The sequence below is a fragment of the Amycolatopsis sp. VC5-11 genome, from assembly GCF_037034185.1.
GTDB lineage: Bacteria > Actinomycetota > Actinomycetes > Mycobacteriales > Pseudonocardiaceae > Amycolatopsis > Amycolatopsis nivea.
This window is the reverse complement of the sequence record NZ_JBAGKF010000014.1, coordinates 140,368-162,573: the sequence shown is the minus strand read 5'-3', so window position 1 is coordinate 162,573 and position 22,206 is coordinate 140,368. Positions and strand designations below refer to the sequence as shown.

Genomic DNA, 22,206 nt, shown 5'->3' with positions numbered 1-22,206 from the left:
CTACTCGATAGCCTGCTTGAGGTCTGCCAGCACTTGCTCGGCGGAGTACCGGTCCATTCGCAGCGATGCCGGATCATCTTTTCCCGTCACAGGATGCTCCTTCAGCCATCTCTCAAAAGCTCGGATATATTCTTTACATTTATTGATATGATCGGCTCCCTTTACTTTCCATCCCCACTGACTCAATGCCCGCTCAGCTCGAGCAGCTGCCATCGCACTCCCGTTTCCCAGGTTTGCCCCTGGACGCCACAAGTCGTTTACGAGATTCCGCAGAGCAGGGTCTTCGACGGGCGGCTTTGCCATTTGCGCTCTCAGGGAAACGAGGAGCTTCTCGTGGAGGTTTGCCACCGACCCAAGGGTGCGAAGTTCTGAGCCAATCGATATTCCCAGCAGCTTCCTGAGCCAAGCGCTCCCGCCTATCCCACCTTCCATCATGACGATGGGCACCATTGGCTGGTCAGCCAACTGATCTCGCAGCTGGTCACGGAGTCCCTGCCCGCACGCGTCAGGCCGGTCGTCGCAATATGCTCGAAGAAGGGCTGCGCTTCCGGCGTTCCCGAGGAACCCGATAGACCTCCAATTGATTGTGTTCTCTACAATCCAGATGTCGAAATCGTGTGCAAGACCGTCGCATGAGCCGGTGCCGATGCTGGCCGGCAGGCTCACGCCGTTGAGATAACACGTTCCGTCGAGATACACCACGACCGTGCCGTTCTCGTAGTCGGCGAAGCCGACATCTCCGCTCTGCGGCGTTCCTCCACGTCCGTTGAGCCGGGCATCGTCTTCTGCACGTTGCCGATCGAGAAGGATCCTTTCGGCGGCTGAGGCGGCTTCGTTCGCTTTCTTGGCGTCGGCGCCAGCCTCGACGGCAGCTCGCCGAGCCAAACGTGCCGCGGACGCCGCTGCGGCTGCATAAATGCGCGCATGGGCCGCAGACGCTTGGGCTGCCGCGGCCGAGGCTGCGGCGTTGCGGGCTGCCTGTTGGGCTGTTACTGCCGCGTTGCGCGCAGCTTTCGCAGAGGCAACTGCGCGCTGGGCTGATTCTTGTGCATCGCGCGCTGATCGGGCAGCTGCGTTCGCGTACCCTACGGCGGTGGCGGCGTGTCGTTCGGCTTGGGCAGCGTAGCCAGCGGCTTCTTCCGCGGCTTTGCGCGCCAACGCGGCGGCCTTTGCCGCGTTGGCGGCAGCTTCCTGTGCTTGTTGCGCTGCGCCAGCGGCTTCGGCCACGTATCGAGCTACCTGCGCAGCATGCGCGGCGGTGTTGTGGTCGCGACGCGCGGCTTGATGCTGCCCGGTATCGAGGAACTTTCGAAGGTAGGACACCGGCCCCGACAATGCTGCCTGCGCTGCCGCTTTGACCTCGGGACCGCCGGCGGACAAGAGCTGGTTGACCGCGATGCGCTCGTCGTGTTCGCGGGCGACGTGCTGCCCGGTCGCGAGGAATTCCCGCAGCGCCTGGGGCGTGTGGGCGTCGAGCGCCTTCGTAGCACCGTCTTTCATCGCTGGCCCACCGGTGCTGAGCAGTTGCGAGACGCGGAGACGGTCATCTGTTTCGCGTTCGGGATAGTCCTGGTTGGCCAGCAGCCGAGTTACGTCTTGGTAGTCGCTGGCCAGTGCGGTGGTGGCCGCTTTTTTCAGGCCAGCGCGGTCAGTCGTCTCGGCGATCTGCGTGAGCCGTGCGCGATCATCCTGTTCGCTGGCCGTCAAGCGCGCCGCGGCGACGAAGTCGACGACAACGTCGTCGTTCCCGATCAGCGCCTGTTCTGCAGCCGCCTTAGTGAAGGGCCCGCCAGTATCCATCAAGCGCATCGCGATCTTCCGCCCGTTGACGACGATCAGTTCGCGCGCGGCACCCGGTGCTGTCGCGGCGTCGAGCAGAGCGCGGGCCTCAGAGTCCAGCCGAGCAGAGTCGGCGACCTGCCAGGCGCTGTCTGCCGCGCGGTCCGCCTCCTCTTGCTTTGCTTGCTCCGCGTCCGCAACCGCCTGGTCCTGCCAGGTTTCGAGCCGCGCGGCGTCTGCATTGCGGCCGATCTCGCCGATCTTTCGGGCTTGTTCCGCAGCGGCCAGCGAGGCGTCGGCGGCACGCTGGGCTTCGGCGGCGTGCGCGGTCGACTCTTTCGCTGCATCCTGTGCCTCACCGGCATGGGCGGCTGCTTCCCGGGCCGCTTGTCCGGCCCGCTCCGCGTGCTCTGCCGCGGATTCGGCGGCGGTCTTGGCGTCATTCGCGGAGGTAAGAGCCTGGGACGCGAGAGCTCGAGCTGTGCTCGCAGCCCGAGTTGCAGTTGCGGCAGCTCGTTTCGCTTTCGCCGCCTGAGCTGTTGCCTGCTCGGCTTTGACACCAGCTTCCCGGGCGTATCCACCTGCTTCTCCTGCCGCCCCTGCAGCCTTGTCGGCGTTGGCGGCGGCGTCACTCGCAGCTATTGCAGCCGACACAGCCGAAAAGACGGCACTGACGACGTGCTCGACCGTAGAAGCGGCGTCTCTAGCAGCTCTGGCAGAGTCTTCGGCATCGGTCGCTGCTTTGAGGGCGGTTCCTGCCGCATTGCGGTCCAGGATCGCGTTGCTGGCAGCGCGTTGCGCGCGGGCCGCAGCTCGCTGTGCCAACGCTGCCGCGCTCGCGGCACCGGCTGCGGCCGCTGCGGCAGCGCGTGAAGCCTTGACCGCTGCAGCGGCGGCGCCGAGCGCTACTCGGGCTGCATCCGCTGCCCCGGCTGCCGCGGTCGCAGCGCGTCCCGCTGCGGCAGCAGCGCGACCGGAGTCATTCCTGGCTTGCTCGGTCTCCGCCGCTGCGCGCCCGGCGGCTTCCTTGGCCAGTCGCGCGGCTTGCACTGCGCGGTCGGATGCTTCCTGCGCCGCAGCGGTTTCCACGGCGGTTCGAGCCTGCTCGTCCTTGGCCACTTGCGTCAGCGCTGAAACCGAGAGCGTCTCCTGGTCTCGTTCGCGCGCAACAAACTGACCACTATCGATAAATTGGCGCAGGGCCTCTGCCGACCCGTCGTCCAGGGCTTGCGACGCTGCTGTTTTGACTTCGGGACCACCGGCCGACAAGATCTGAACGACCTTTACCCGGTCGTCGATTTGCTGTGCGGCAGCGCGGCCGGAGCGCAGGAATTCCACCAACGCTCTCGAGTTGCCGGCATCGAGTGCGCGCTGTGCGGCCTCCCGCACACTGCGCCCCTGTGCTGTCGCCAGGACCTGGTTCACTTCGACGCGTTGATCGTGTTCCCACGGCGTCTGCCACCCTGTCGACAAAAACGTTCGGATCGCTTCGATCGAGCCGTCGTTGAGCGCCTTCTCCGCGGCCTCGCGCACGCCGCGTCCGGTCGCGGTGAGCGCCTGGACTGTGCGCACCCTGTCGTCGGCTTCCTGCGCCGCGCCCAACGCGGTGTGCAGGAACTCCTCAACCTGAGGATCGGCGCTTGTCAATGCCGCTGCAGCTCCCTCGCGCACTGCGCGACCACCGATCTTCCACGCTTCCAGCGCCCGCTCTCTCGGAGACTGCGCCGCAGGAGCAGGTTCGGCCGACGCCTGCGCAGCGGCAGCGGCCTTACCAGGCACAGTGAGCAAGCCGACAGCCAGCGACAATATCAATGCGAAAACGAACCCGTTTTTGCTCAGTTGCTGGCGGTCGAGTCGACCGGATGCTCGGCTTCTCCGTCCAAACACACACCGGAAAGGCAATTGCTCACCAGATCTACTGGCCACGTCGCTACTAACCCCTCGTCAACAACGCCTGAAAGCGGCGCAAACCCCTACGACAGTATTACGACCAATCAACCTTGGTCGACAACGTTCACGTCTCACACCATATGACAATGTTTCGGACGTTAAATAATATTAGTGATCTAGAGCACAAAGTTCTCAGAACTGTCACGTTTCGAACGATGGCCGCGATGATCGTCGGCAGGCCGCACACGTCGGGAGCGGCCTGTCATCCATTGCCGGAGGGGGCATCAATGCTTTCGTTGTCGCGCTCACGTCTCGTGAGCGCAATCGCCGCCGCCGTTGCCGCGACCGGGGTTTCGGCCGCCGTCGCGACAGCGGGGCAGACGCCGCGCGCCGCCGCGGACGACTCGCCACAGCGGTCCACGGTTGAGGACCGCTCCTATCCCGGAGCGGCGAAAATCCTTGCCGAGCGCGGCATTTCGCTGAAGTCCGGAGACGGGAAGATCCTGCTCACCGACTGCGGAAGCACCCCGGACCTGGTCGAGGTCTACAGCCGCACCAAGGGAAACTTCTGCTTCGCAGTCGTCGGGCCGACCGGATACCTGTCCCTCGACCTGCCCGAAACCTACACGGTCAAGGGAAACAGCCACCGCCTGCAGGTCAGCCTCACGGCACAGGGCCGCACGACCACGTCCACGGTGGAGAAAAACTCGTGGACACCGGTCGGCGAAGGCACCGGCGGCGCGCCCAGCGTCCTGGTGGAAATGCGAACCCTGTAACGCACGGGAACCGCGCATTCTCGCCGTTACCGCTCCGGCGATAGCAATTCGATAACAACAGTTCGGCCGCCTCGGACATCTCCCGCATTCACGCGGGGTTGCTTTTCCGCCGGGCCGTCTGTCACCCAGTTTTGGCCAAGGAGTCACACTCGTGTCCTCAGCACAAGCTCGCCGGCGGCGAGTCGCAGCGCTGACAGTCCTCAGCGCTGTCGCGGCCGGCGTCGTCACCTCACCTCAGGCATCCGCCGTCAGCGGCGGCACACCGGCCGCCGACCGAAGCTACCGCTTCACCGCGAAAATCACCGTCGGAGAACAGACCTGCACCGGCGCCCTCGTCGCCCCGCAATGGCTGCTCACCGCGGCCAGTTGCTTCGCCGACAGCCCCGATCAGGGATTCCACATTCCCGCCGGACCCCCTCGGCAGCGCTCCAGCGCGATCGTCGGCCGCACGATCCTCAGCCAGGATGACGGCCAGGTCGTCGGCATCACCGACCTGGTGCCTAAAGGCGACCGCGACCTGGTGCTCGCCAAACTCGCCGCCCCCGTCACCGGCATCAGCCCCGTGACCGTCGCCCGCACAGCACCCGCGTCCGGCGACACCCTGCGCATCGCCGGATACGGACGCACCGCCACCGAATGGGTGCCCGACCGCCTGCACACCGCGACCTTCACCGCCGGCGAGATTACCGCGTCCACCATCGCTGTCACCGGGAAAGACCCCGCTAGCGCCTCCACCTGCCGCGGTGACGCCGGGGGCCCGGCACTGCGGGAAACTCCCGACGGCCCCGAACTCGTGGCAGTCAACAGCGTGTCCTTCCAGGGCGGCTGCGTCGGCGAAACCGAGACCCGCACCGGATCCACCGAAGCCCGAGCCGACAACGCCGGCGACTGGATCCGCCAGAACGTGCCCGACCTCGCCATCACCTGCAAACCCGCCGCGCCGATCTTCACCACCCGCGGCGACGGGACCTTGTGGCTGTACCAGCACACCGACCCCCGCAACGGCAGCTTCTCCTGGCTCAACGGCAACGGCCAGCAGATCGGCAGCGGATGGCAGTCCGCCCGCTCCACCGCGGGCCCCGACGGCCTCATCTACCAGGCCAACAGCAACGGCGAACTGCGCCGCTTCCGCTGGAACGGCACCGGCTGGGACCTCAACAACGGCCCCACCCCCTGGTACGAAGTCATCGACCACGGCTGGAACCGCTACGCGACCGCCGAGTACAACAACCGCATCACCGTCGACACCAGCGGGCACATCTACACCGTCGAACCCGACGGCAACCTGCACTGGCGCAACTACGACCCCGCCGCCAAGAAATGGGAACACCGCGTCCTCAAAGACGGCTGGGGCAAATACGACCTCATCGCCGCCGCGGGCGACGGCGTCCTCTACGCCCGCACCCCCAAGGGCGACCTGTTCCGTTACGTTTACGACTCCGCCGCCGGGGAGTGGACGCAGTGGGCCAAACCGTCCGGCACCGGCTGGAACGGCTTCAAAACCGTCACCTCCCCCGGAGCCGACGTCCTCTACGGCTCCTACCCCGCCGAAGGCGGCGGCCTCCTCTGGTATCGCTACCTCCCCGCCAGTGACACCTGGGCCGACACCGGACGCGCCAACGGCAAACTCATCGGCACCGGCTGGTACGGCCTCTACGGCATGACCGCCACCCCCGACTCCTGCCGCCTCGCACGCTGATCACACCGCAGTGGGTCGGGCACCGCTTTGCGGCACCCGACCCACTGCGAACGTTCTCGCACCACTCCGAAAGAGCCAGACCGAGACCCGGGCACACACTGAGCCGGTTCCAGAATTCGTCAAATACTCGGCGAAAGAGGCGCACCGCGCGATTCTGAAGCTACGACAGACATGCTGTCGGCCGGATCGCGCCGCTGATGGAACCGGACCGCCAAATGCACCTCGACCAACTCGGCGGTTCGCCGCCACCGTTGGCAACTGAGGGCTAGCGCTGGCGGCTCGAACTCTGCGGCCTGCAAGAGTCGCGATCGTGTTCGACGGTGACGGCGATTGGTCTTACCGGGCCCGCCGAGCCCTTTACGTAGCGACCCAAGTCCGGGGGGGCGCTGGCTTCACGTTAGTCCCGCACCACAAGGGGGTGGTACGCCCCGAGTTGCTCAGGGCGGTTGGGGCTTACGATCCCGACTTCGTGGTCCGCACCGCGCTTGAGCTTGAAGAGCGCACCTACTGGGAGGACGAGTACAGCGCTGAGGACGCCAGACGAAGCACTGCCTTTGCCTCACCCGACCCATACTCGCTTACTGATCGCAAGGCCGGCGATCTTATCGCCGAGGCATGCACCCAGTACATGCGCACCATCCCATCTCAGCCAGGCGGCCTCGGAACAGTCTCATACGACAAACCGAACGGACCGGCGGTGGCCCGTATGGCCGACGCATCTCACTCTCGCTGCAGTCAACATTGCGTCACCTACACGCCGACCCGGTTCCACCCCGCGGAAACGGCCGGTTCAAGCTTGGCACCAGGTTCAGATACTTGGCGGCGCTCGTCGCAGGTCTCCTGGCATGAAGCCACACGACTGGATCTACGGGCACCGCGGCGGCTGCGACATTTCGCGTAGGACAACTATCTTTGCGGACGTGACAGATGAGAAGGCCATGTTGCGTCAGCAACTCGACGCCGACGAAGTACAATGGGAAGCCGTCGCGGGCACCGGCGGCGAGATAGAGTTCGGCCGCGTCTCGGATCAGAGCGGTAGGTCCTTCTACTTGTTGCGCGGACGAAACGGCGACGTGCTTGTGTTCACGGAATCCGAATGGGGCGCGTGGCTTCGAGGTGTTCGCGACGGTGAGTTCGACCTGCCCGGATCCGCTGGTGTCTGACCGGTGTCGCGCGCTGTGCCCTTAGCCGGCAGCCGCATGATTCCGGCATCGAGCCTGCTTCGCTCGTCGCCTGAGTCCCGCCCAACCCGGCGTCGCAGGCCTTGCAACGCAGCGGCCTAGCCGGGAAGGAGCGCCACGAACGAGGAACAGGCGACGATGCACGAACGTGACCAGGCACCTCGTTGAGGCGTCGCGCGCCGATATTGACAGCATGCGATTTCCCGGGTTGATCAGCGTGGCCTTGGCGGTCGCGATCGTGACTGGCTCCGTCGGCTTGCGATGGCGTCTTCACCCGGGACATGTGGCCACAACCCCTCCCCGAATCACATTCCGCAGCCGAACGGATTCCGTCGATCGGTTCAAGCGACCTGAGGCCGATCGCAGCAACCGCAGACCGAGGCCGAGCGCCCGGCGCAGCCGCCACCAGACGCTCGGCATTCGATCGATCGCCCTCAAGCGGGCAGTTCGAGCTGGCTCGCCCAGGCAATGAGCGAGCCGTAGACGGACGGCGACATCCGGATGGATCCGTCGTCCGGGAACTTGCTGTCCCGCACTAACGCCTCAACCTCCGTGAACGCGACCTCGACGCAGTCGGTCGTGCCTCCGTTGTTACCGGAGTAGCTGCTCTTTCTCCACGCCAGGGGTGCGTCGCGCGTGGGTTCGTTCGTCATCGGTCCTCTAGCACCTCGATCTGTCGGCGGATGAACTCGATCGTCTCGTCCGGGGACAAGGCGATCTTCCTGGAGACCCCGTCGCCTTCCTTCTCCTCGTCGTCCGGCTTGGGGGCCGGTGCGGCATCGTTGAACAACTTGGCAAAGCGCTGCACGTGCTTTGGATTGTCCTCCAAGGCATTGCCGTTCTGATATTCGAAGTACACCCAGGACGGGTCGTCCTCGTCGTCGAAGTCGAGGATCGTAAACCCGCCGGTAGCGCCCCCGTAGTCACCGGCTTCCTTGGGGATGACCTGGATCGTCACGTTGTCCCACTCGGCGATGCGCAGCAGGTGACGAAGCTGAGGGATCATCACCGTCGCGCCGCCGACGAGCCGCGTGACGCAGATCTCGTCCAAGACGAGGTGGTATTCGACCGGGTTGGGCCGCAAGTCCGGATTGATGTGCGCCTGACGGGCCTTGCGCACGTCAGAGTTGCGCAGGGACGGGTCGCCGCTCGACTGGGCTAGCGCGATCATGTAGCCCTCGTCCTGCACCCTGCCGGGCAAGATGTTCGTCTCCAGTTGGCGGATCTTCGCCGCTCCGGGTTCTTCGTAGACCAGGCGGCGGAATGCCGCCGATGCGTCTTGGGGCAACTTGGTCGGCTTGGCTTCGTCCTGGACCATCTCCCACAGGCGCAAGGCCTTAACGAACGCGGGATCGTCCTCCTCCTGGTGGCCGTACAAGGCCAGCAGGCTCAGCACCGTGGCCCACTGAACGCTTCTGGCACCCGACTCGTATCGGCTGATGGTCGTCTGGCCCACCCGTAGGTGCTTGCCGACCTGTTCCATCCCAAGGCCTGCAGCCTCGCGACAAGAACGCAGGTGCGCGCCGAGCTTGCGGGCGTAGCGGGTGGGTGTTTGCGGCATGGCACGGAGCATATCGGCACCCAATGTCTGGCATATGCCAGATTTAGTCTTGCGCCTGGCATATGCCCAGCGTTAGCGTGCCAGGGTCGCACCGCGAGGCGGATGGCATCGGTCTCGGCAAAGCGCTGACGCCGGAGTTCCGGAGCGACCGAAGGCGAACGGGGCAGCGCACAGGTGCGCGATGCCCCGTCCGCCGGGCCCCGAGGCACGCCGTCAGCACCGGACCGCGCGAACCGTCGCGAGGCAGGAGGGGCGATGATCAGCAGTGAGCCAGCGCACCGGCTTGAGCTCGCGTCGAGAGTCCGCGGCCGGGCGCGCGCCGTCCTGCAGAAGCTGCTTGCCGGTCGCGGCGGGGCCGAGCGGGGCCCGGCGTCGTATCACCACACAGCCCGGTCCCGGCACCGGCTTCGGAATCGCGGCGTCACCGCCGCTGGCGCCAGTTTGCGGCAGGCAGCCGCAACGTCTCTTGCTCGCGCGCACGCAGAACTGCTTCAGCAGTGGGCCGACGCCCGCCGCAACGCGTTCTGCGCCTCGGCAGTCAACGAGGCCCGGCTGCGCGCCTCGCAAGCGGACGCCGCGCTGCTCCGCGAGCAGCGGCACCCCTGATTCCTGCCGTCGGCCTCGACGAATCCCGAAGTCAGCTCCCGGCATCGGCCTGCGGGCCGGGCTCGCGTCACCGACGGGATCGATCCTCGCCCGCGCTGAAGATCGTGCACTGCGGCTGAGCTTCGCCGATGGGCGCCCGCACCGGTCCAGTTCCGCGTCATTGCACGCGCAGATCCCACAAGGAGTTCTGATGCCTTCCAGCTCTGGCGTCGCCGGCGAAACGTCTGCCGACGCAACCGGTCTGTTTCCGGGCGGCAGCGGCCAGGTCTGCCATTTCGCGCAGCTGCGAAATGCTGTCCCCGCGCGCCGCCGCACGAGCGACGCGGCGACCGCGACGCAGCAACGAGCGACCGCCGCACCGCACCCGGACGGTCCTGACCGGGCTCCCGCGTCGCCGTCCCTGGCCTGCGGCTACTTGCGCGTCCCGCGGGACAGTCCCGATTGCCGAACCCGGTTCCTCGTGGCGGCGCTGATGCTGTCCGCATTCGATTCCGGGGCCGAGGTGGTGCTTCTGGTGGCCGACTCCGAGGGCAGCCGAAGTCTTGCCCGGCTGGCCGCACTGGCGCGGGCGGTCGGGGCTCGGCGTGTTCTGGTGCCGTCGCTGGACCATCTGGATTCCCTAACCGACAGCGGCACCGGCAATCGCGATTTTTCCTTCAGCTTCAACGAAGTCGTCCCGGTGTGGCCGGACGCTCGCACTGCCCGTCACGGCCGTGAGCACGACCTGATCAGCGGCCCGGAGACCCGATTTCTGCAGCGGCGAGGAGAAATCCTCGTTGCCGAGCACCGATGGCCGGACGGCGGTTGCTGTGCCCAGTGCCTGTGCTCGGGCCCCTGCGAGATGCGGCTGATCGGCGAAGCGCTAGCGGCCGGGTGGCGCGGATGATCCTGTCGAACGCGGCCCTGAAGACGTTGGGCAGGTGGCTGGTGGACGAGCGGCCCGCCGAGGACGACCCCGCGCCGCCGATGGTGTTCGCCTATTTCTGGTTCCCGGCCCGTGATCCGGACGCGCGCGAACGCTACAGCGACGTGGCCCGATGGTGGTGCAGAGCGGTTCAGTGGCCGGCGGTGCAGCAGGTCTTCACCGACTACCGCCGAGAGCCCCTGCCGCGTCGGCCCGGGCTCGCCGGACTGCTCGACCTCGCTCCGGTCTACCCCGACGCAGCTGTCGTGACCGTGAGCCCCGACTCGCTCGCCGACCATCCGGTCGACGCGGCCCGGCTGTCCACCCGGCTGAACTTCCGTTTCGCTCGGCTCACCGTCATCACTACCGCCTACATCGCCAGCGTCCCCGACGGTGCCGAACTGCTCTCCACCGACGCCACGGAGAAGCAATGAACACGACGACCACACCCACCGCTCCGTCCGGCTTTCCGCGCAACCCGCCAGCCGCGAATGTTGTTCCGGCTGATGCGCGGAGCCGGGTTTGCCCGGGTCGCAGGACCCCCGCCGCCGTCGACGACCACCCTCGTCGTCCGGCGATGCAGGCCGTGTCCTCCCCCGCACCCCCGAGGCCGCCCGGCAGAGAGCCCGAGCTCCCTGCCGGGCGGTCCGGGGCGTCCTGTTCCGCCGCGTACCTGGTGTGCTGCATTCTCGCCGCGGAACTGCCCTACGTGATCTCCTGTGCCGGGGGCGACGCTTCCGCGCGGCGGATCGCCGCCGCTGTCGACCGCAGCCTCCGGCACCGCAACCGCGACGACATCCTGGCGTGGGACAGACGTTTTCCGGCAGAGGAGCGCGCCGCGCGCTGGCGGTCCGCAGTGTGCATGGTCCGCGAGTTTCTCCAGGAGCTGGACGGCCTGGAGCAGCTGACCGCGCGGCCGCCGGAAACGGTCATCGACCGAGCCCTGGCCGCTCCGGCAACACAGATTGGCGCCGCAGGGTGAGCGCCCGGATCACGGTTTCCGCGAGCTCCGCCCGTTCGGCGCACAGGCCGCTGACGGTCGCGTGGCGGACGCGGCGAACCGGCCCGACTTACGTCGCCGACCGCCGGATCCCCTTGCTGCGTCGCCTGTGCGGAAGGCGCCGCGCCCCTCTCCTTTCCCTTCGTTGTCAGGACTAGACACCATGCACGACACTCGGCAGGAACCCCATGGCCTCACCCGAGACGGCGGCCCGAACGGCCACCGCGACCGCGACAGCGCCACCGGACACGTCCACTCAACAGCAGTCCAGCCCGAGCACTTCGACAGCACAACCCGACACCCCCGACGGGTCTGCCGTCGCGTCCCTGCCCAACGCCCGAAAGCACGGCGGCCACTGCTCAATCCTGTTGCTGTGGCTCGCCGCAGCAGTATCGCCGGCACACACCATCGCGGCGCGGGCGGCAGCGCGCGCGACCGCCGAGTTCGCGGGAGGGGTGCGCATCGTCGCCTCGCGGGCCACGTCCGATCGGATGCAGGACTAACCGCGACCGCCGTGACCGACGGCGTCTTCTCCGGCTACCTCGGCCCGGCCGGACCCCATGGCGAGGACCTCGACGCGACTGTGGTGTTCGCCGCCGTTTCCTCACATCCCGAGGAGACGGGCGTCCACGCTCGGCACGGCGACGACGCGGCGCTGCGGTGCAGCGACTGCGCCCACGGCAACCACGACGACATCAACAATCGACCGCAGGGCGCGGTGCCCGCCAACGTCCGCAGCCACGAATGGGCCGGCCGCGGCGCACGTCTCACCAGGTGCGCGTGCACGCGCTGCAACTGCTCCAGCACGATTCTGACCCTTTCGCCCGCGCCGACGGACGGCGGACGCCACCACCTCCGCACCGCCCCCGGCGGATCGTCTGCCGAAGAGGCCGCGCCCGCGGACGAGCAGAGCACCTCCGCGAGCGGCACCAGCCTGATCTCAACCAGTGAACGCGCGCCGACGCGGGCCGAACTGCGCGCGGCCGTCCTCGCCGACGCGCAGGCTCGAGATCCGCAGGCGGCGGCAGCGATGACCGCCGCGCGCAGACCGTCAATCGAGATCATGCAAGCCGTCCGCGACGGATTGAAGCGACTATGAACCACGTCCGCACCTCCCCGAACCGCCCGCACAGTGCGCGTTCGCGTCCGCCCGAGCAGCCACCGGACTCGGTCACCACCGTTTCCGCGCCCGTGCCCGCATCTGACAAGTACTCCTGGATGACTCGCCTCGACCCGCCAGCGTCCGGGGCTCGGCGCCGGCCCGACTTTCAGCCGATCGACGATCCTTCCCTTCGCCTCGACGTCCGGTATCCGGCCTACGGCCCCACTATGAACCTGTTGCGCGAAGCCGGGTTCTCGATCGAGGAACTTGCGCGACTGGACAACGGCGAGTTGGCCTGGCGCATTCGCCGCACCGACGATGACGTCAGCTGGGTCGTGATCGCCTGGGCGGCGCGGGCGCTGGCGTTCCGGCTTCCGACTGCCGTCCTGGACTGTGTCAACCCGCCCAGGGTGCTCGATGCGGCGGACGGCATCGGCATACCGCCCGAGCAGATAGCGGCGGTGCGTCGCGAATGGCTTCTGTTCACGGGCGACTTCCCGCTCGCCGCGAACGCACTGCTTCGGTTCGAGAAGGACAACGGCGGTCGCGCCGAGCCGCCGTCACCGTCAGCCGTCTGACGGCCGCGCCACGGCCGAGACGCTCCGCGGTGACGTCCGCCAGACACCAGCGAACAAACATGCTGCGCGACAGCAATTCCGACCAGTACCGTGAAACCTGAGCTGGGAGACCGAGGAGTTGGGGAGGCTCGATGACCGCCGTAATGCACGACACCGCCAGCCCGCTCGCGCAGGCGATGCAGCTGCACGCGTTCCTGCTGGGCGGCGGGCAGCTCGGCCCCGTCGCCGATCTGCCCGGCACCGCCTTCGACCCGGGCGAGTACACAGTCACCCGCCTGGACTCCGGGCTGGGTTACGCCCGTCTCTGCACCGCCGCGCCGCAGGCCGTCCCCGTCCAATCCGGCGGCGTAACCGTGATGGTCGGCGACCCCGCGTACGTTGCCGGATTCGCGCTCGGCGCAACACTGCGAAGCACGATGCAGCACCGCGCGATCCGACGGGCATGCACACCCCAGTGGCGATCCCAGCCACTCGTGGCCACCGCGCTGACGACCCGCCGACTGTGGACCGACGTCCTCGACGGCGGGCAGGTGAAACGGCACTGGGCCAACCACGAGATGGTGACTGACATCCGCCTCGCAGGCGACCGGCTCGAACTGTACTTCGCGCGCGGCGCTCCGCTCTCGCTCACCGGACCGTGGGCACCTTGGTGCGCCGCGCTGATTGCGCACTACCGATACGGCACCCGCGCCGCCGCGGTGCTGCCCTCGCTGAATTCCGTTCTGCCATACCGGTGAGGTCCGGGTCGCGCGACTCTCGCGCGCCCGGACCGTCACCGGAGTTCGCATCGGCGTGCTGCCCACGATCGTCGCGCCACGGTGGAATGCTGTTCCCGCAGCAGGCGAAATGTAATCGCGCAACCGGGAAAACATGATTCATAGGCTGATCGCGTCCGAGACATTTTCCTTCTCACGCGAACGGCGACATAATCATGATCAATCTGAACGGCGGCGGCGTCGACACCCTGCTGAAAGCCCGAGAGGAAATCCCATACGCGGACACGCATCTCGGAAGGCTGTGCGGGCCGCGCAACATCAACGACCTCTCCCTGATCCTGAAAGCGGGTTTCGCGACCGGCGTGGACAACGACGTGTTCTGCAACTGGAGTCTCGCCCGGTTCGTCGAACAGATCGGCACGATCGAGGAAGCCGTGTACCGCCGCAGACTCGGAACCGCCGAACGGTTGTCGCTGCTGCTGACCGCATGCTTCCGCAGCGCCGACGCTCCTGAATTCGACGGTTTCACGGCCGCGGCTCTGCCGCCGATCGACCCGAACCTGTTGTTCGTCACGGTTCCGGACGTGGTCGCCGACGCGGAGGCCACCTTGCGCCGCTTCCGCGAATGGGCACCGATGCTGCTGCACCTGCCGGTCGCGTACTGCGTGCAGGACGGTGCCGCCGAGGCCGGGATACCCTGGGACTGGCCGAACTTGAAATGCCTCTTCATGGCCGGGTCGACGACCTACAAACTCGGCGCAGAGATGGCCGACATCTGCCGCGAGGGGAAAAGCCGAGGCCTGCACATCCACTGCGGACGAGTCAACAGCAAGAAGCGCATCCGGTATCTCCTGGGACTCGACTACGTCGATTCCTTCGACGGAACCTCGTACAACCGATGGCGCAATAAGCACCTTCCCGGAGCACTCAAAACGGCAGCCGCAACAAAATTCCAGCTCGTCCTCAGCCCGGAAACAGATCCCGCCGCCAGACAAGACCGCGCCCGTTCGTAATCCGGCAATCCACACCAACGCGAAACGTAGATTTCCCACAGGGCATTCGCCCGGTCAATAACCAGTCACACCCAAGGGAAATCGCCAATGCTCGAACTAAAGGGAACGACGTCGATCGTGAGCACGACCGTCCGGATCGTCGGCGAGGTCGAGACCCGGCTCGATGTGCACGACGCGGGCACACCGCTCGCCGTGGTACGTCTCATGCTGGGCAGCGTCCTGGTGAATGTCCACGGCGCGCTCGCGGTCGAGCGCGTCGCCAAGATCTGGCAGGACGCAGGCTTTCACCGGGACCGGCTCGCGTCCGAGGTCACCGATCCCCGCCGGGGATTGCTGATCGGCGGCTGCCAGGTCGGCACCGTTGCCCGAATCGGCCCCGACGCGCCCTCGCGCTGCGACCTCATCCCGCGCACCAAGCAGTTGCCCCAGCACATCCGGATCCAGATCGGGCCTCTGATCTGGCTGGTCATGGACCGCGCCGCCTACGACAGCACGCGCGCCGCGTGGGACCAGGCAACGAAACTGGCTCGCTGACCGCCCGGGCCGGGACCCCACGGGTCCCGGCCCTCTGTCCACAGCCCCCGGCGGTTATCCACAGATTTCCTTCCGCTTGTCCACACCGCGCCTCGACCTGGCACCGTCGGACACCGGAACACCGCAACCGACCACGGAGAACCCAATGCACGCATGGATCATGACCATCGGAGACCTGGATAAGACCGGCGAATCCCCGACGCCGGCCGACGCATGGCGCGACGTCCACGACGCCGCCGTCGCAGCGGTGCTCGACGGACACCTCGACGCGATTCACCTCGTGGTCGACGGCCAGCGTTCGACAGTCCAACCCGGAGACACCGACCGCCGCTCCGCCGACACCGTTGCACTGCTCGACCTCCTCAGGTCCGGCAAGGACGTAGTAGTCGCAGCACACCGGAACCCGCCAACCGAGCGCGAGGACTGACACGCGCGTCCCGTGCCCGACCCTTCCGCACACACCTTCGGCGGCGCACCGCTGAATGATCAACCGAAAGCACAGGCCTGCAGACCGGCCCGTCGCTCCCTGCCGACCGGATCGCCCCCCACGCGACCGGTCGCACTGCTCGGATGCCGGCCAAGTGGGGGGCAACCGCTCCCAGGCCGAGCCGAGACCCGACGGAGTTCGCGACCATAAAACTCACACAGAAGAGGCAAACCATTGAGCGACAACGCACCCAGGCACACCCAGGTCCGCGCGCCCCTGTCTGTATTCACAGCGCCGGTGCTCGGCTGGCTGTTCCGGTCCCATCGCCCCCTGCTGCACCGGATCACCCCCGGCAGCAATGCCGTATGCCGCCGCACAAGGCTGATCCGCCGGGTCGACCTCGACCATGCCCTGGTTCCGCGCCGCACCGAATCGGACCGATTGTGCTCGCGACCGGGCTGCCACCCAGCGCTGCTCTCCCTGGAGCCCCGCGAAGCGGACGAGGAGGGTGCGTGAGCGATCCCGCCCGAGGGATGCCGACACCGACCATTGCGCCCGACGCACGACAGGTCGACGGCATCACTCGGTGCGCCGGGAAACCGGCCGGTGCCGACAGCAGCGAAATCGATACCGGTTTGTCAGCGCGGAAGGCAGGCCTGGACGTCGAACGGATCGGATGAACACCGCGCATCCCGCGAAACCCGGCCGGCGCGACCGATCGCCACCGAGAAACCCGCGCAGTCCCCGCGGATCCTCGCCTCACAGCCGCTCACGCCCAGCACCGGCCGCCGGAATTGCCTCGCACCCAACCGGCCGACGGGCGAAAGCTGCCGCGTCCGCTGCGCGCGTCGGATCAAGAGCGTCCGTGCACGGACCCAGTCGTTAATTGCGCAACCAGGCCACTGAGCGCGCCTACATTAAAGGAATCACGGACCACGGATTTCACCCGAGTTCGCCGATTCCCACCTTGTCACCAAAGTGTAGGCGTTTCCCCAGAAAGGCCCCGACCGTGCCCGAATACGACACTTCCCGTGATCGCCCGTCGCCGCTGTTGTTAAAGGGAAACAAGCGTCTCGACGAAATCGGCGCATTCAAATGGTCGATTCCCGCTCTGTCGACGCGCCTCGACGGAAAAACGGTCACGACATGCCCCGCAGCCGGAGTTTGCGCGAGCATGTGCTACGCGACCCAGGGCACCTTCCGGTTTTCCAACGTGCTGAGCCGCCACCAGGACAATCTCAGGTTCGTATTGGAGGACCTTGCCGGATGGGAAGATGCGATGACGACCGAACTGCGATCTGCTCGCTACACGAACAAATGGGTGCGGGTCCACGACTCGGGGGACTTTTTCAGCGACGACTACACCGAGGCGTGGCTGCGCGTGATGCGCGCCAGTCCCGGAACCGGATTTTACGCCTACACCAAGGAAGTCCGCCGGTTCAAGCGACTGGTCGAGCCCAACCCGCCCGCCAACTTCCTATGGTGCTACTCCCTGGGAGGCAAGGAGGACCAGCTCATCGACCGCGCCCGCGACCGCATGGCCGATGTCTTTCCCGATGAGGCATCCATAGCGCAAGCAGGCTGGCACAGCCAGCTGGGCAACGACCTCCTGGCCGTGCTCGGGCCCGCCCCGGTCGGCATGTCGGCCAACAACATCCCTCGGTTCGTCAAGAAAATGAACGGGCGCCGATTCAGCGAACTGCAAGCCGAAATAACCGCAGGCAAGGCTGCCCGCCGGGAGGCCGAACGCGACGGATGAACGCGACGCGTCCGGCTCAATCAGCTCGCGACCGCAACGACGACCGGCGTAGCGCACACGCGACGGCGTGCGGCAGCGCCAATTTTCGCCGCAGAACTCACCGGGCACCAGGGATACGCCACCGCCGAAGCGACTCTCGGATGCCACGCCCGATGGTCCCGGCGGCCGTCGACCGATCGTCCGCCCAGCCATGCGATTCAACGATTCGACCCCAGCGCAGACACTCATAACCGGAATAGCCGTAAGTGCACTTTCCCTAGGTTAATTCACCCCGGACCAGTGCTGAACCACTGCTCCGGCCCCCTCCGCACATACGAACGAAGGACCTGAAATGCCTCTTGTCGTACACGGACACACCGACCTGGACGCGCTGATCGCCGGGCTCGGCCTGACAAGCGAAGGCGCGACGATCCATTGCACCGGATGGCGACGCCAACAGCTGATCTTCCGGCTGGCCATGCACTGGTTCACCGGATCGCGTCGCCCTGTCGGCGGCCGCATCGTCTTCGCGAGCCCAGCCCGTGCGGACTGGTTGTCCCCCGAGTTTTGGCGACGGAGCACCCTCATCGCGTCCCCGGCGGAATTCGCGTTCACCGGCAGCGAAGCAGTCCGGGCACTCGCCGGGTTCCTCGCCGAGGATCAACTGCGGGAAGACTTCTTCCCCGAGTGCGCGCCGGAACAGCCGCTGATCATCAAGTTCGGTGCCGATCCGATGTCCACAAGAGTGCGCGACAACGGCCGCCCGGCGGGAGACACCGTCGCGCTGATGCAGATCACCGCGCCGCGGCACGTGCCCGACCAGGACTGGAACGACAGCATGGAACCCCGCACGCGGGCGGAATCCACCCCGTTGAGCTACGCGGCCATGTTCGACGCGATCAAGCACTGTTTCGCCCTCGCACAGAACTGAACGGGTACCCGCGCCGCGCGGGGCCCGACACCGCTCGGCCTCGCGCGGGCAGCGTGCCCGATCGCGCACCGCGCCACGGCTGAACCCATACCGGGCACGCCGCCAGGTTGGCGCTCCACGGAACCGATTCGCCCGACACGCACGGCGAACCGGGCGACACGCAGCAACGCGTGCTGCACCGAAGCCAATCGATCCACCAGCCCCCTGCCGTCGCCCGCGCCCCCGATGCCTCAGTTCCCCCGGCGGGTCACCAACGCGTCGAAAGAAGGACCGCGATGCCCCGCGTGTACGGCCATCCCGCCCTCGACAACCTTCTCGCCGCGGCCGGGCTCGACACCGCTGGCGCGACCGTCCGCGCCAGCCGTGCCGGATGGTGCGTGATCAGGCTGGCGTCGTACTGGACCCAGCACACCCGCGCCGACGCAGGGCGGATCGTCTTCTGCAGCAAGCAGGCCGTGCCGTGGCTGCCTCCGACGCACGAGCACCGCAGCGGCCTCCTGGACGACATGGCCTTGTTCTCCGCAGCGTGCGTCGACACCGTCGAGGCAGTGGGCGAAGCCGTCGCCGCGGACCGGCTGCGCAACACCTGGTTCTACGGAGACGCACCGGACGTGCCGGTGCGCATCGATTTCGACGTCGCACCCCCGCACCCGGTACCGGACGGCGTCGAGACGGGCCGCGCTGTCGCGCTCATGCGGGTCACCGCACCCGAGCACGTACCCGAGCGATACTGGCCCTCCGACATGGAAGAAGGCGAGCTGGAAACGGTGACCCCGCTCGACTTCGCGCGCTTGCTGACGTCGGTCAAAGCCGTCCGAGTGCCCTGGCGGGACTGACCGCGCGACGACGCTGCCCCGCCGCGCAGGCGCGGCCGGGCAGCGTCCGGCGGTGCGGGACCGGCGCCGCGCGGCCGGCGGATTCCGAACCGGCGGACGGCGCGCGGTCAGGCCGCGCGCGCCGTCCCCGGTTCGTCCGGACTGGCGGCCGGACCGCGCGCGTCCGCGCCGGGAGCTTGCCGGGAGACTCGCGGCATGCCAGCAGCGGTTCTGCCCGTCTTCCCCCTGGCGGCGCGTTTCTTCGGCGGCGGCGACTGGTTGACCGGGAAGCTGCGCAGCCCTTGCGGCGTCCACCCCGAACCGATTGCCGCGTCCCATGCCTTGATCCATCGCTCGAAGCGAGCGTCGATTTCCTCCTCGACAGCGGCATGGATCTTCGCCGCCTTGGCGGCCCCCGCCGCGCGCAGCGCCTCGGCTTCGCCCGCCGCCGCGGCCGCGACAGCCAAGTCCGTCAACGCCTCGATCCGCGGCCGGAGCGCCTCCATAGCGGCCCGTTCTGTTTCTGTCCGTATCTGTTTTTCCCCCATGCCCCGATGGTAGGCGCGATCCGCGACAGACGCCGCGAGCGCGCCCGCGAGCACCCGTCAACCGGAAACAACACCCACCCTGACCGTTATTGTTATTCGTGTCGGAGCCAGTGGCGCGGCCCTGAGGAATCCGACGAAATCACAACCCGACCAGGAGGTCATCCCGTGGATCAAACATGCTCGAAACCGGTTGCCGACGGCCGCTTCCCGGCCCCGCGCAGCATCGAAACCGGCGCGTGACGGGCGGCATCAGCGTCTACGTCCTCCAGAGCGGTTCCGACCTGACGGCAGCCTTCGAGGCCGCGCGACAAGCGCCGCCGCCGAGGTCGGCTGGCACCTGGACAGCGGCACCATCGCCACCAAACAGGAAATGACCGCCGTTCGGACCGAGGCCATGCCGGTCGGCCCCGCGCTGCTGCTGGCCGCGGAACTCCTCGACCGGACGGACGCACGCTACTGCGACCCCGACGACATCGTCGCGGCGGCCATCCCGGTCGCCGACACGACCGGAGGCGCGGTCACAGGCTGGCTGCTGTTCGGCGTGTCCTGCGATCGACCGCATCCGACCACCGACCCGGAAGCACCGACGAAGGAGCGAGATGAACAACCCTGCAACGGATGACACCGCCACCGCCTGCCCCGTCCTGACCGGACGCGGCGAGTCGCTGTTCCGGATCGGCTCGGGCCCGCTCTTCCCGGCGATCCCCGACCGCCCGGCGCACCGGCGCAGCTGTCGCCAGCGCGCACGGGTCGACGCGACATCACGAAGGGTCGACACGATCGCCCGGACCGAGCAAACGCGCGGTCCGCACGACGATCAAGAACAGCTAGCCCGTGTCCAGCACACTACAAAACCGATTGCGCCACCCAGTCATTCGAATAGCCCAGCAGGGAAAGGAATAGGTAAAAGTTGCGGAGCACCACAGCGGATTCCACTATTTTAGCCGTTTGAACCTGACAGTCTCGTCATCTTGATAACACATCGCGATCGGCGTTCAGCCAAACAGATCCAGATGTGATTGCACACTGTGGCACGCGCTTGTAAGTTGATCACGCCGGTCGACAACGGGGTCGCAGACGAACATTGTCGCTGCTTTTCGCAGCGAAGACCCGGAGTGAAACTCGGTGCAAAAAGTTTCCTGCCCGGTTCGATAAACGCAACGGAAGGATATGTTCAGTGCGGAAAAGTTACCAACCAGGGCGAAGACGGCTGATTTTCGCACGGAAGGCAATAGTCGGCGTCGTGTCCCTGCTGGCGTTGTCGTGGTTGCAGTTCGGCGCCGCCGACGCGGCACCCGCTGGAAGCACTGCTCCGCCAGTCCCGGCCACTGACGCACCGCAGACACCGCGAGTCGGGCCGCCCTTCACCTTCCACACAACCGACGATTGCCAGACTGTCAAGGCCAAGATCAAGGCCCATGCGTTCGGCTCGCAGGGCCAGGTCGCCTGCATTACCCGGGTGGCGGCAGGCGAGAAGACGAAGGTGCCAGCCAGTGGGACAATTCCGGTCCCGAGCTGGTGCGAGAACGACGTGATCAAATCAACGCGGTTCGAAGTCTGCGGAATGTCGCGCTGGGACATCTCTGTTGTAAAGGTCCCGAGCGGGACACCGTCCGGCGGCATGCGGGTCAACCAGCTGGGCTATCTGCACGCCGACTACGACAAGATCGACTGGCAGTACGAAGCGGTGCAAACCTTCGAGAACATCTGGGGCGACGCAGAGGGGACCACGGTGAGCGCGACCGGCTGGTGCCACGGCGATTGCTTGGTGGAAAACCAGTTCTGGCCCACGCAGATCGCGAAGCCGAGCGTGCCCGGGGAGGAACCCTGGGAAGGGTACGTGGTCGGCGTCTCCAACAAGTTCCAGGCCAATGAGATCGGCGACGGAGTCCTCGGCGGCGAGACGACGCTGAGCAACCCGAAGTGGACGAACCTCAAGCTCAGCAACGCCGGGGACGCCCCGAACGTCCGCTGCGACAACGTCCTGTGGGCCCAGCAGGCGGCCGGATGCGCGGTGTCGGGCGTAATACCGGAGATGTTCTACGAACTCAACGGGCCCTACCCCGAACTAGCCCGGCACATCAAGCAAGCGCAGGCGAAGGGCCTGCCCGGCGTCATAGACAGGAAGCCGCCCGCTCCGCTCACCCGCGCCATGGACCAAAAGGTCCGAAGGGCCAACAACAGGGCTGCATGCCCGGATAGCCTGCCCAGGCCAGAGGGGGAGGACTGCGACGAGTATCCTTTCGCGTCGACGTGGCAAGGCGCGGCGTTCGGCCCCTACGACATCGAGATGATCAACGCGAAGCAAAACGAAGACGGCGGCACCGCGTTGAACAAGTTCTTCAACCAGAACCGGGTGATCGAGGAAACCCCGTTCTGGGTGACGATCCGCTAGACGCGACCAGGAG

Annotated in this window: 23 protein-coding genes; 19 read left to right on the top strand and 4 right to left on the bottom strand. The window is 66.9% G+C overall.

Going from position 1 to position 22,206, the window contains the following annotated elements; all coding sequences use genetic code 11:
- A complete protein-coding gene (locus tag WA670_RS32680; RefSeq protein WP_336160079.1) occupies positions 1-3,705 on the bottom strand; it encodes an ALF repeat-containing protein in 3,705 nt (1,234 codons plus the stop codon).
- 278 nt (positions 3,706-3,983) lie between these two features.
- On the opposite strand from WA670_RS32680, the gene WA670_RS32675 reads away from it, so the two are divergent.
- From WA670_RS32675 to WA670_RS32665, 3 genes are all read left to right on the top strand, one after another.
- Positions 3,984-4,445: a hypothetical protein gene (locus WA670_RS32675; RefSeq protein ID WP_336160078.1), complete on the top strand. Its 462-nt coding sequence runs from the start codon at positions 3,984-3,986 to the stop codon at positions 4,443-4,445.
- Between the two features lie 151 nt (positions 4,446-4,596).
- Positions 4,597-6,144, top strand: coding sequence for a tachylectin-related carbohydrate-binding protein (locus tag WA670_RS32670; protein ID WP_336160076.1), 1,548 nt, complete (start codon positions 4,597-4,599; stop codon positions 6,142-6,144).
- A gap of 920 nt (positions 6,145-7,064) precedes the next feature.
- Positions 7,065-7,307 (top strand): DUF397 domain-containing protein, encoded by a 243-nt coding sequence (locus WA670_RS32665; RefSeq protein ID WP_336160073.1) that lies wholly within the window; start codon positions 7,065-7,067, stop codon positions 7,305-7,307.
- A gap of 452 nt (positions 7,308-7,759) precedes the next feature.
- Here the strand turns inward: WA670_RS32665 and WA670_RS32660 are convergent, their stop codons facing one another.
- Positions 7,760-7,978: a DUF397 domain-containing protein gene (locus WA670_RS32660; protein WP_336160071.1), complete on the bottom strand. Its 219-nt coding sequence runs from the start codon at positions 7,976-7,978 to the stop codon at positions 7,760-7,762.
- On the bottom strand, positions 7,975-8,886 hold the full coding sequence (locus tag WA670_RS32655) for a helix-turn-helix domain-containing protein (RefSeq protein WP_336160069.1): 912 nt from the start codon (positions 8,884-8,886) through the stop codon (positions 7,975-7,977). Before WA670_RS32655 ends, WA670_RS32660 begins: the two co-directional genes overlap by 4 nt.
- Before the next feature lie 255 nt (positions 8,887-9,141).
- Here WA670_RS32655 and WA670_RS32650 point away from each other — a divergent pair, with 255 nt between their 5' ends.
- The 14 genes from WA670_RS32650 to WA670_RS32585 all read left to right on the top strand — a co-directional run bounded on the left by WA670_RS32650 (position 9,142) and on the right by WA670_RS32585 (position 19,271).
- On the top strand, positions 9,142-9,492 hold the full coding sequence (locus WA670_RS32650) for a hypothetical protein (RefSeq protein WP_336160067.1): 351 nt from the start codon (positions 9,142-9,144) through the stop codon (positions 9,490-9,492).
- A gap of 160 nt (positions 9,493-9,652) precedes the next feature.
- Entirely contained in the window at positions 9,653-10,378 is a 726-nt protein-coding gene (locus WA670_RS32645; RefSeq protein ID WP_336160065.1) for a hypothetical protein, read from the top strand.
- Positions 10,375-10,830, top strand: coding sequence for a hypothetical protein (locus tag WA670_RS32640; RefSeq protein ID WP_336160064.1), 456 nt, complete (start codon positions 10,375-10,377; stop codon positions 10,828-10,830). The genes WA670_RS32645 and WA670_RS32640 overlap by 4 nt, the downstream gene beginning before the upstream one ends.
- Positions 10,831-11,072: 242 nt before the next feature.
- Positions 11,073-11,378 carry a hypothetical protein gene (locus tag WA670_RS32635; protein ID WP_336160062.1) on the top strand — a complete coding sequence of 102 codons (306 nt, stop codon included), beginning with the start codon at positions 11,073-11,075 and terminating at the stop codon, positions 11,376-11,378.
- A 532-nt stretch (positions 11,379-11,910) separates the two neighbouring features.
- On the top strand, positions 11,911-12,495 hold the full coding sequence (locus WA670_RS32630) for a hypothetical protein (protein ID WP_336160060.1): 585 nt from the start codon (positions 11,911-11,913) through the stop codon (positions 12,493-12,495).
- A 230-nt stretch (positions 12,496-12,725) separates the two neighbouring features.
- Positions 12,726-13,076, top strand: coding sequence for a hypothetical protein (locus tag WA670_RS32625; RefSeq protein ID WP_336160058.1), 351 nt, complete (start codon positions 12,726-12,728; stop codon positions 13,074-13,076).
- A gap of 131 nt (positions 13,077-13,207) precedes the next feature.
- Positions 13,208-13,813, top strand: a complete 606-nt coding sequence (locus WA670_RS32620) for a hypothetical protein (protein ID WP_336160056.1) — start codon at positions 13,208-13,210, stop codon at positions 13,811-13,813.
- A 194-nt stretch (positions 13,814-14,007) separates the two neighbouring features.
- Positions 14,008-14,805: a hypothetical protein gene (locus WA670_RS32615; protein WP_336160054.1), complete on the top strand. Its 798-nt coding sequence runs from the start codon at positions 14,008-14,010 to the stop codon at positions 14,803-14,805.
- 87 nt (positions 14,806-14,892) lie between these two features.
- Positions 14,893-15,339 (top strand): hypothetical protein, encoded by a 447-nt coding sequence (locus WA670_RS32610; RefSeq protein ID WP_336160052.1) that lies wholly within the window; start codon positions 14,893-14,895, stop codon positions 15,337-15,339.
- A 145-nt stretch (positions 15,340-15,484) separates the two neighbouring features.
- Complete coding sequence (locus WA670_RS32605) at positions 15,485-15,766, top strand: hypothetical protein (protein ID WP_336160050.1); 282 nt, start codon at positions 15,485-15,487, stop codon at positions 15,764-15,766.
- A gap of 512 nt (positions 15,767-16,278) precedes the next feature.
- Positions 16,279-16,446 (top strand): hypothetical protein, encoded by a 168-nt coding sequence (locus tag WA670_RS32600; protein WP_336160048.1) that lies wholly within the window; start codon positions 16,279-16,281, stop codon positions 16,444-16,446.
- A gap of 329 nt (positions 16,447-16,775) precedes the next feature.
- On the top strand, positions 16,776-17,525 hold the full coding sequence (locus WA670_RS32595) for a GP88 family protein (protein WP_336160047.1): 750 nt from the start codon (positions 16,776-16,778) through the stop codon (positions 17,523-17,525).
- A gap of 331 nt (positions 17,526-17,856) precedes the next feature.
- A complete protein-coding gene (locus WA670_RS32590; protein WP_336160045.1) occupies positions 17,857-18,435 on the top strand; it encodes a hypothetical protein in 579 nt (192 codons plus the stop codon).
- Between the two features lie 275 nt (positions 18,436-18,710).
- Positions 18,711-19,271, top strand: coding sequence for a hypothetical protein (locus WA670_RS32585; RefSeq protein WP_336160043.1), 561 nt, complete (start codon positions 18,711-18,713; stop codon positions 19,269-19,271).
- A gap of 107 nt (positions 19,272-19,378) precedes the next feature.
- Here WA670_RS32585 and WA670_RS32580 read toward each other — a convergent pair whose 3' ends face one another.
- Positions 19,379-19,798: a hypothetical protein gene (locus tag WA670_RS32580; protein ID WP_336160042.1), complete on the bottom strand. Its 420-nt coding sequence runs from the start codon at positions 19,796-19,798 to the stop codon at positions 19,379-19,381.
- A 370-nt stretch (positions 19,799-20,168) separates the two neighbouring features.
- On the opposite strand from WA670_RS32580, the gene WA670_RS32575 reads away from it, so the two are divergent.
- Entirely contained in the window at positions 20,169-20,420 is a 252-nt protein-coding gene (locus WA670_RS32575; protein WP_336160041.1) for a hypothetical protein, read from the top strand.
- Between the two features lie 621 nt (positions 20,421-21,041).
- On the top strand, positions 21,042-22,193 hold the full coding sequence (locus WA670_RS32570; RefSeq protein ID WP_336160040.1) for a NucA/NucB deoxyribonuclease domain-containing protein: 1,152 nt from the start codon (positions 21,042-21,044) through the stop codon (positions 22,191-22,193).
- Positions 22,194-22,206 lie beyond the last annotated feature (13 nt).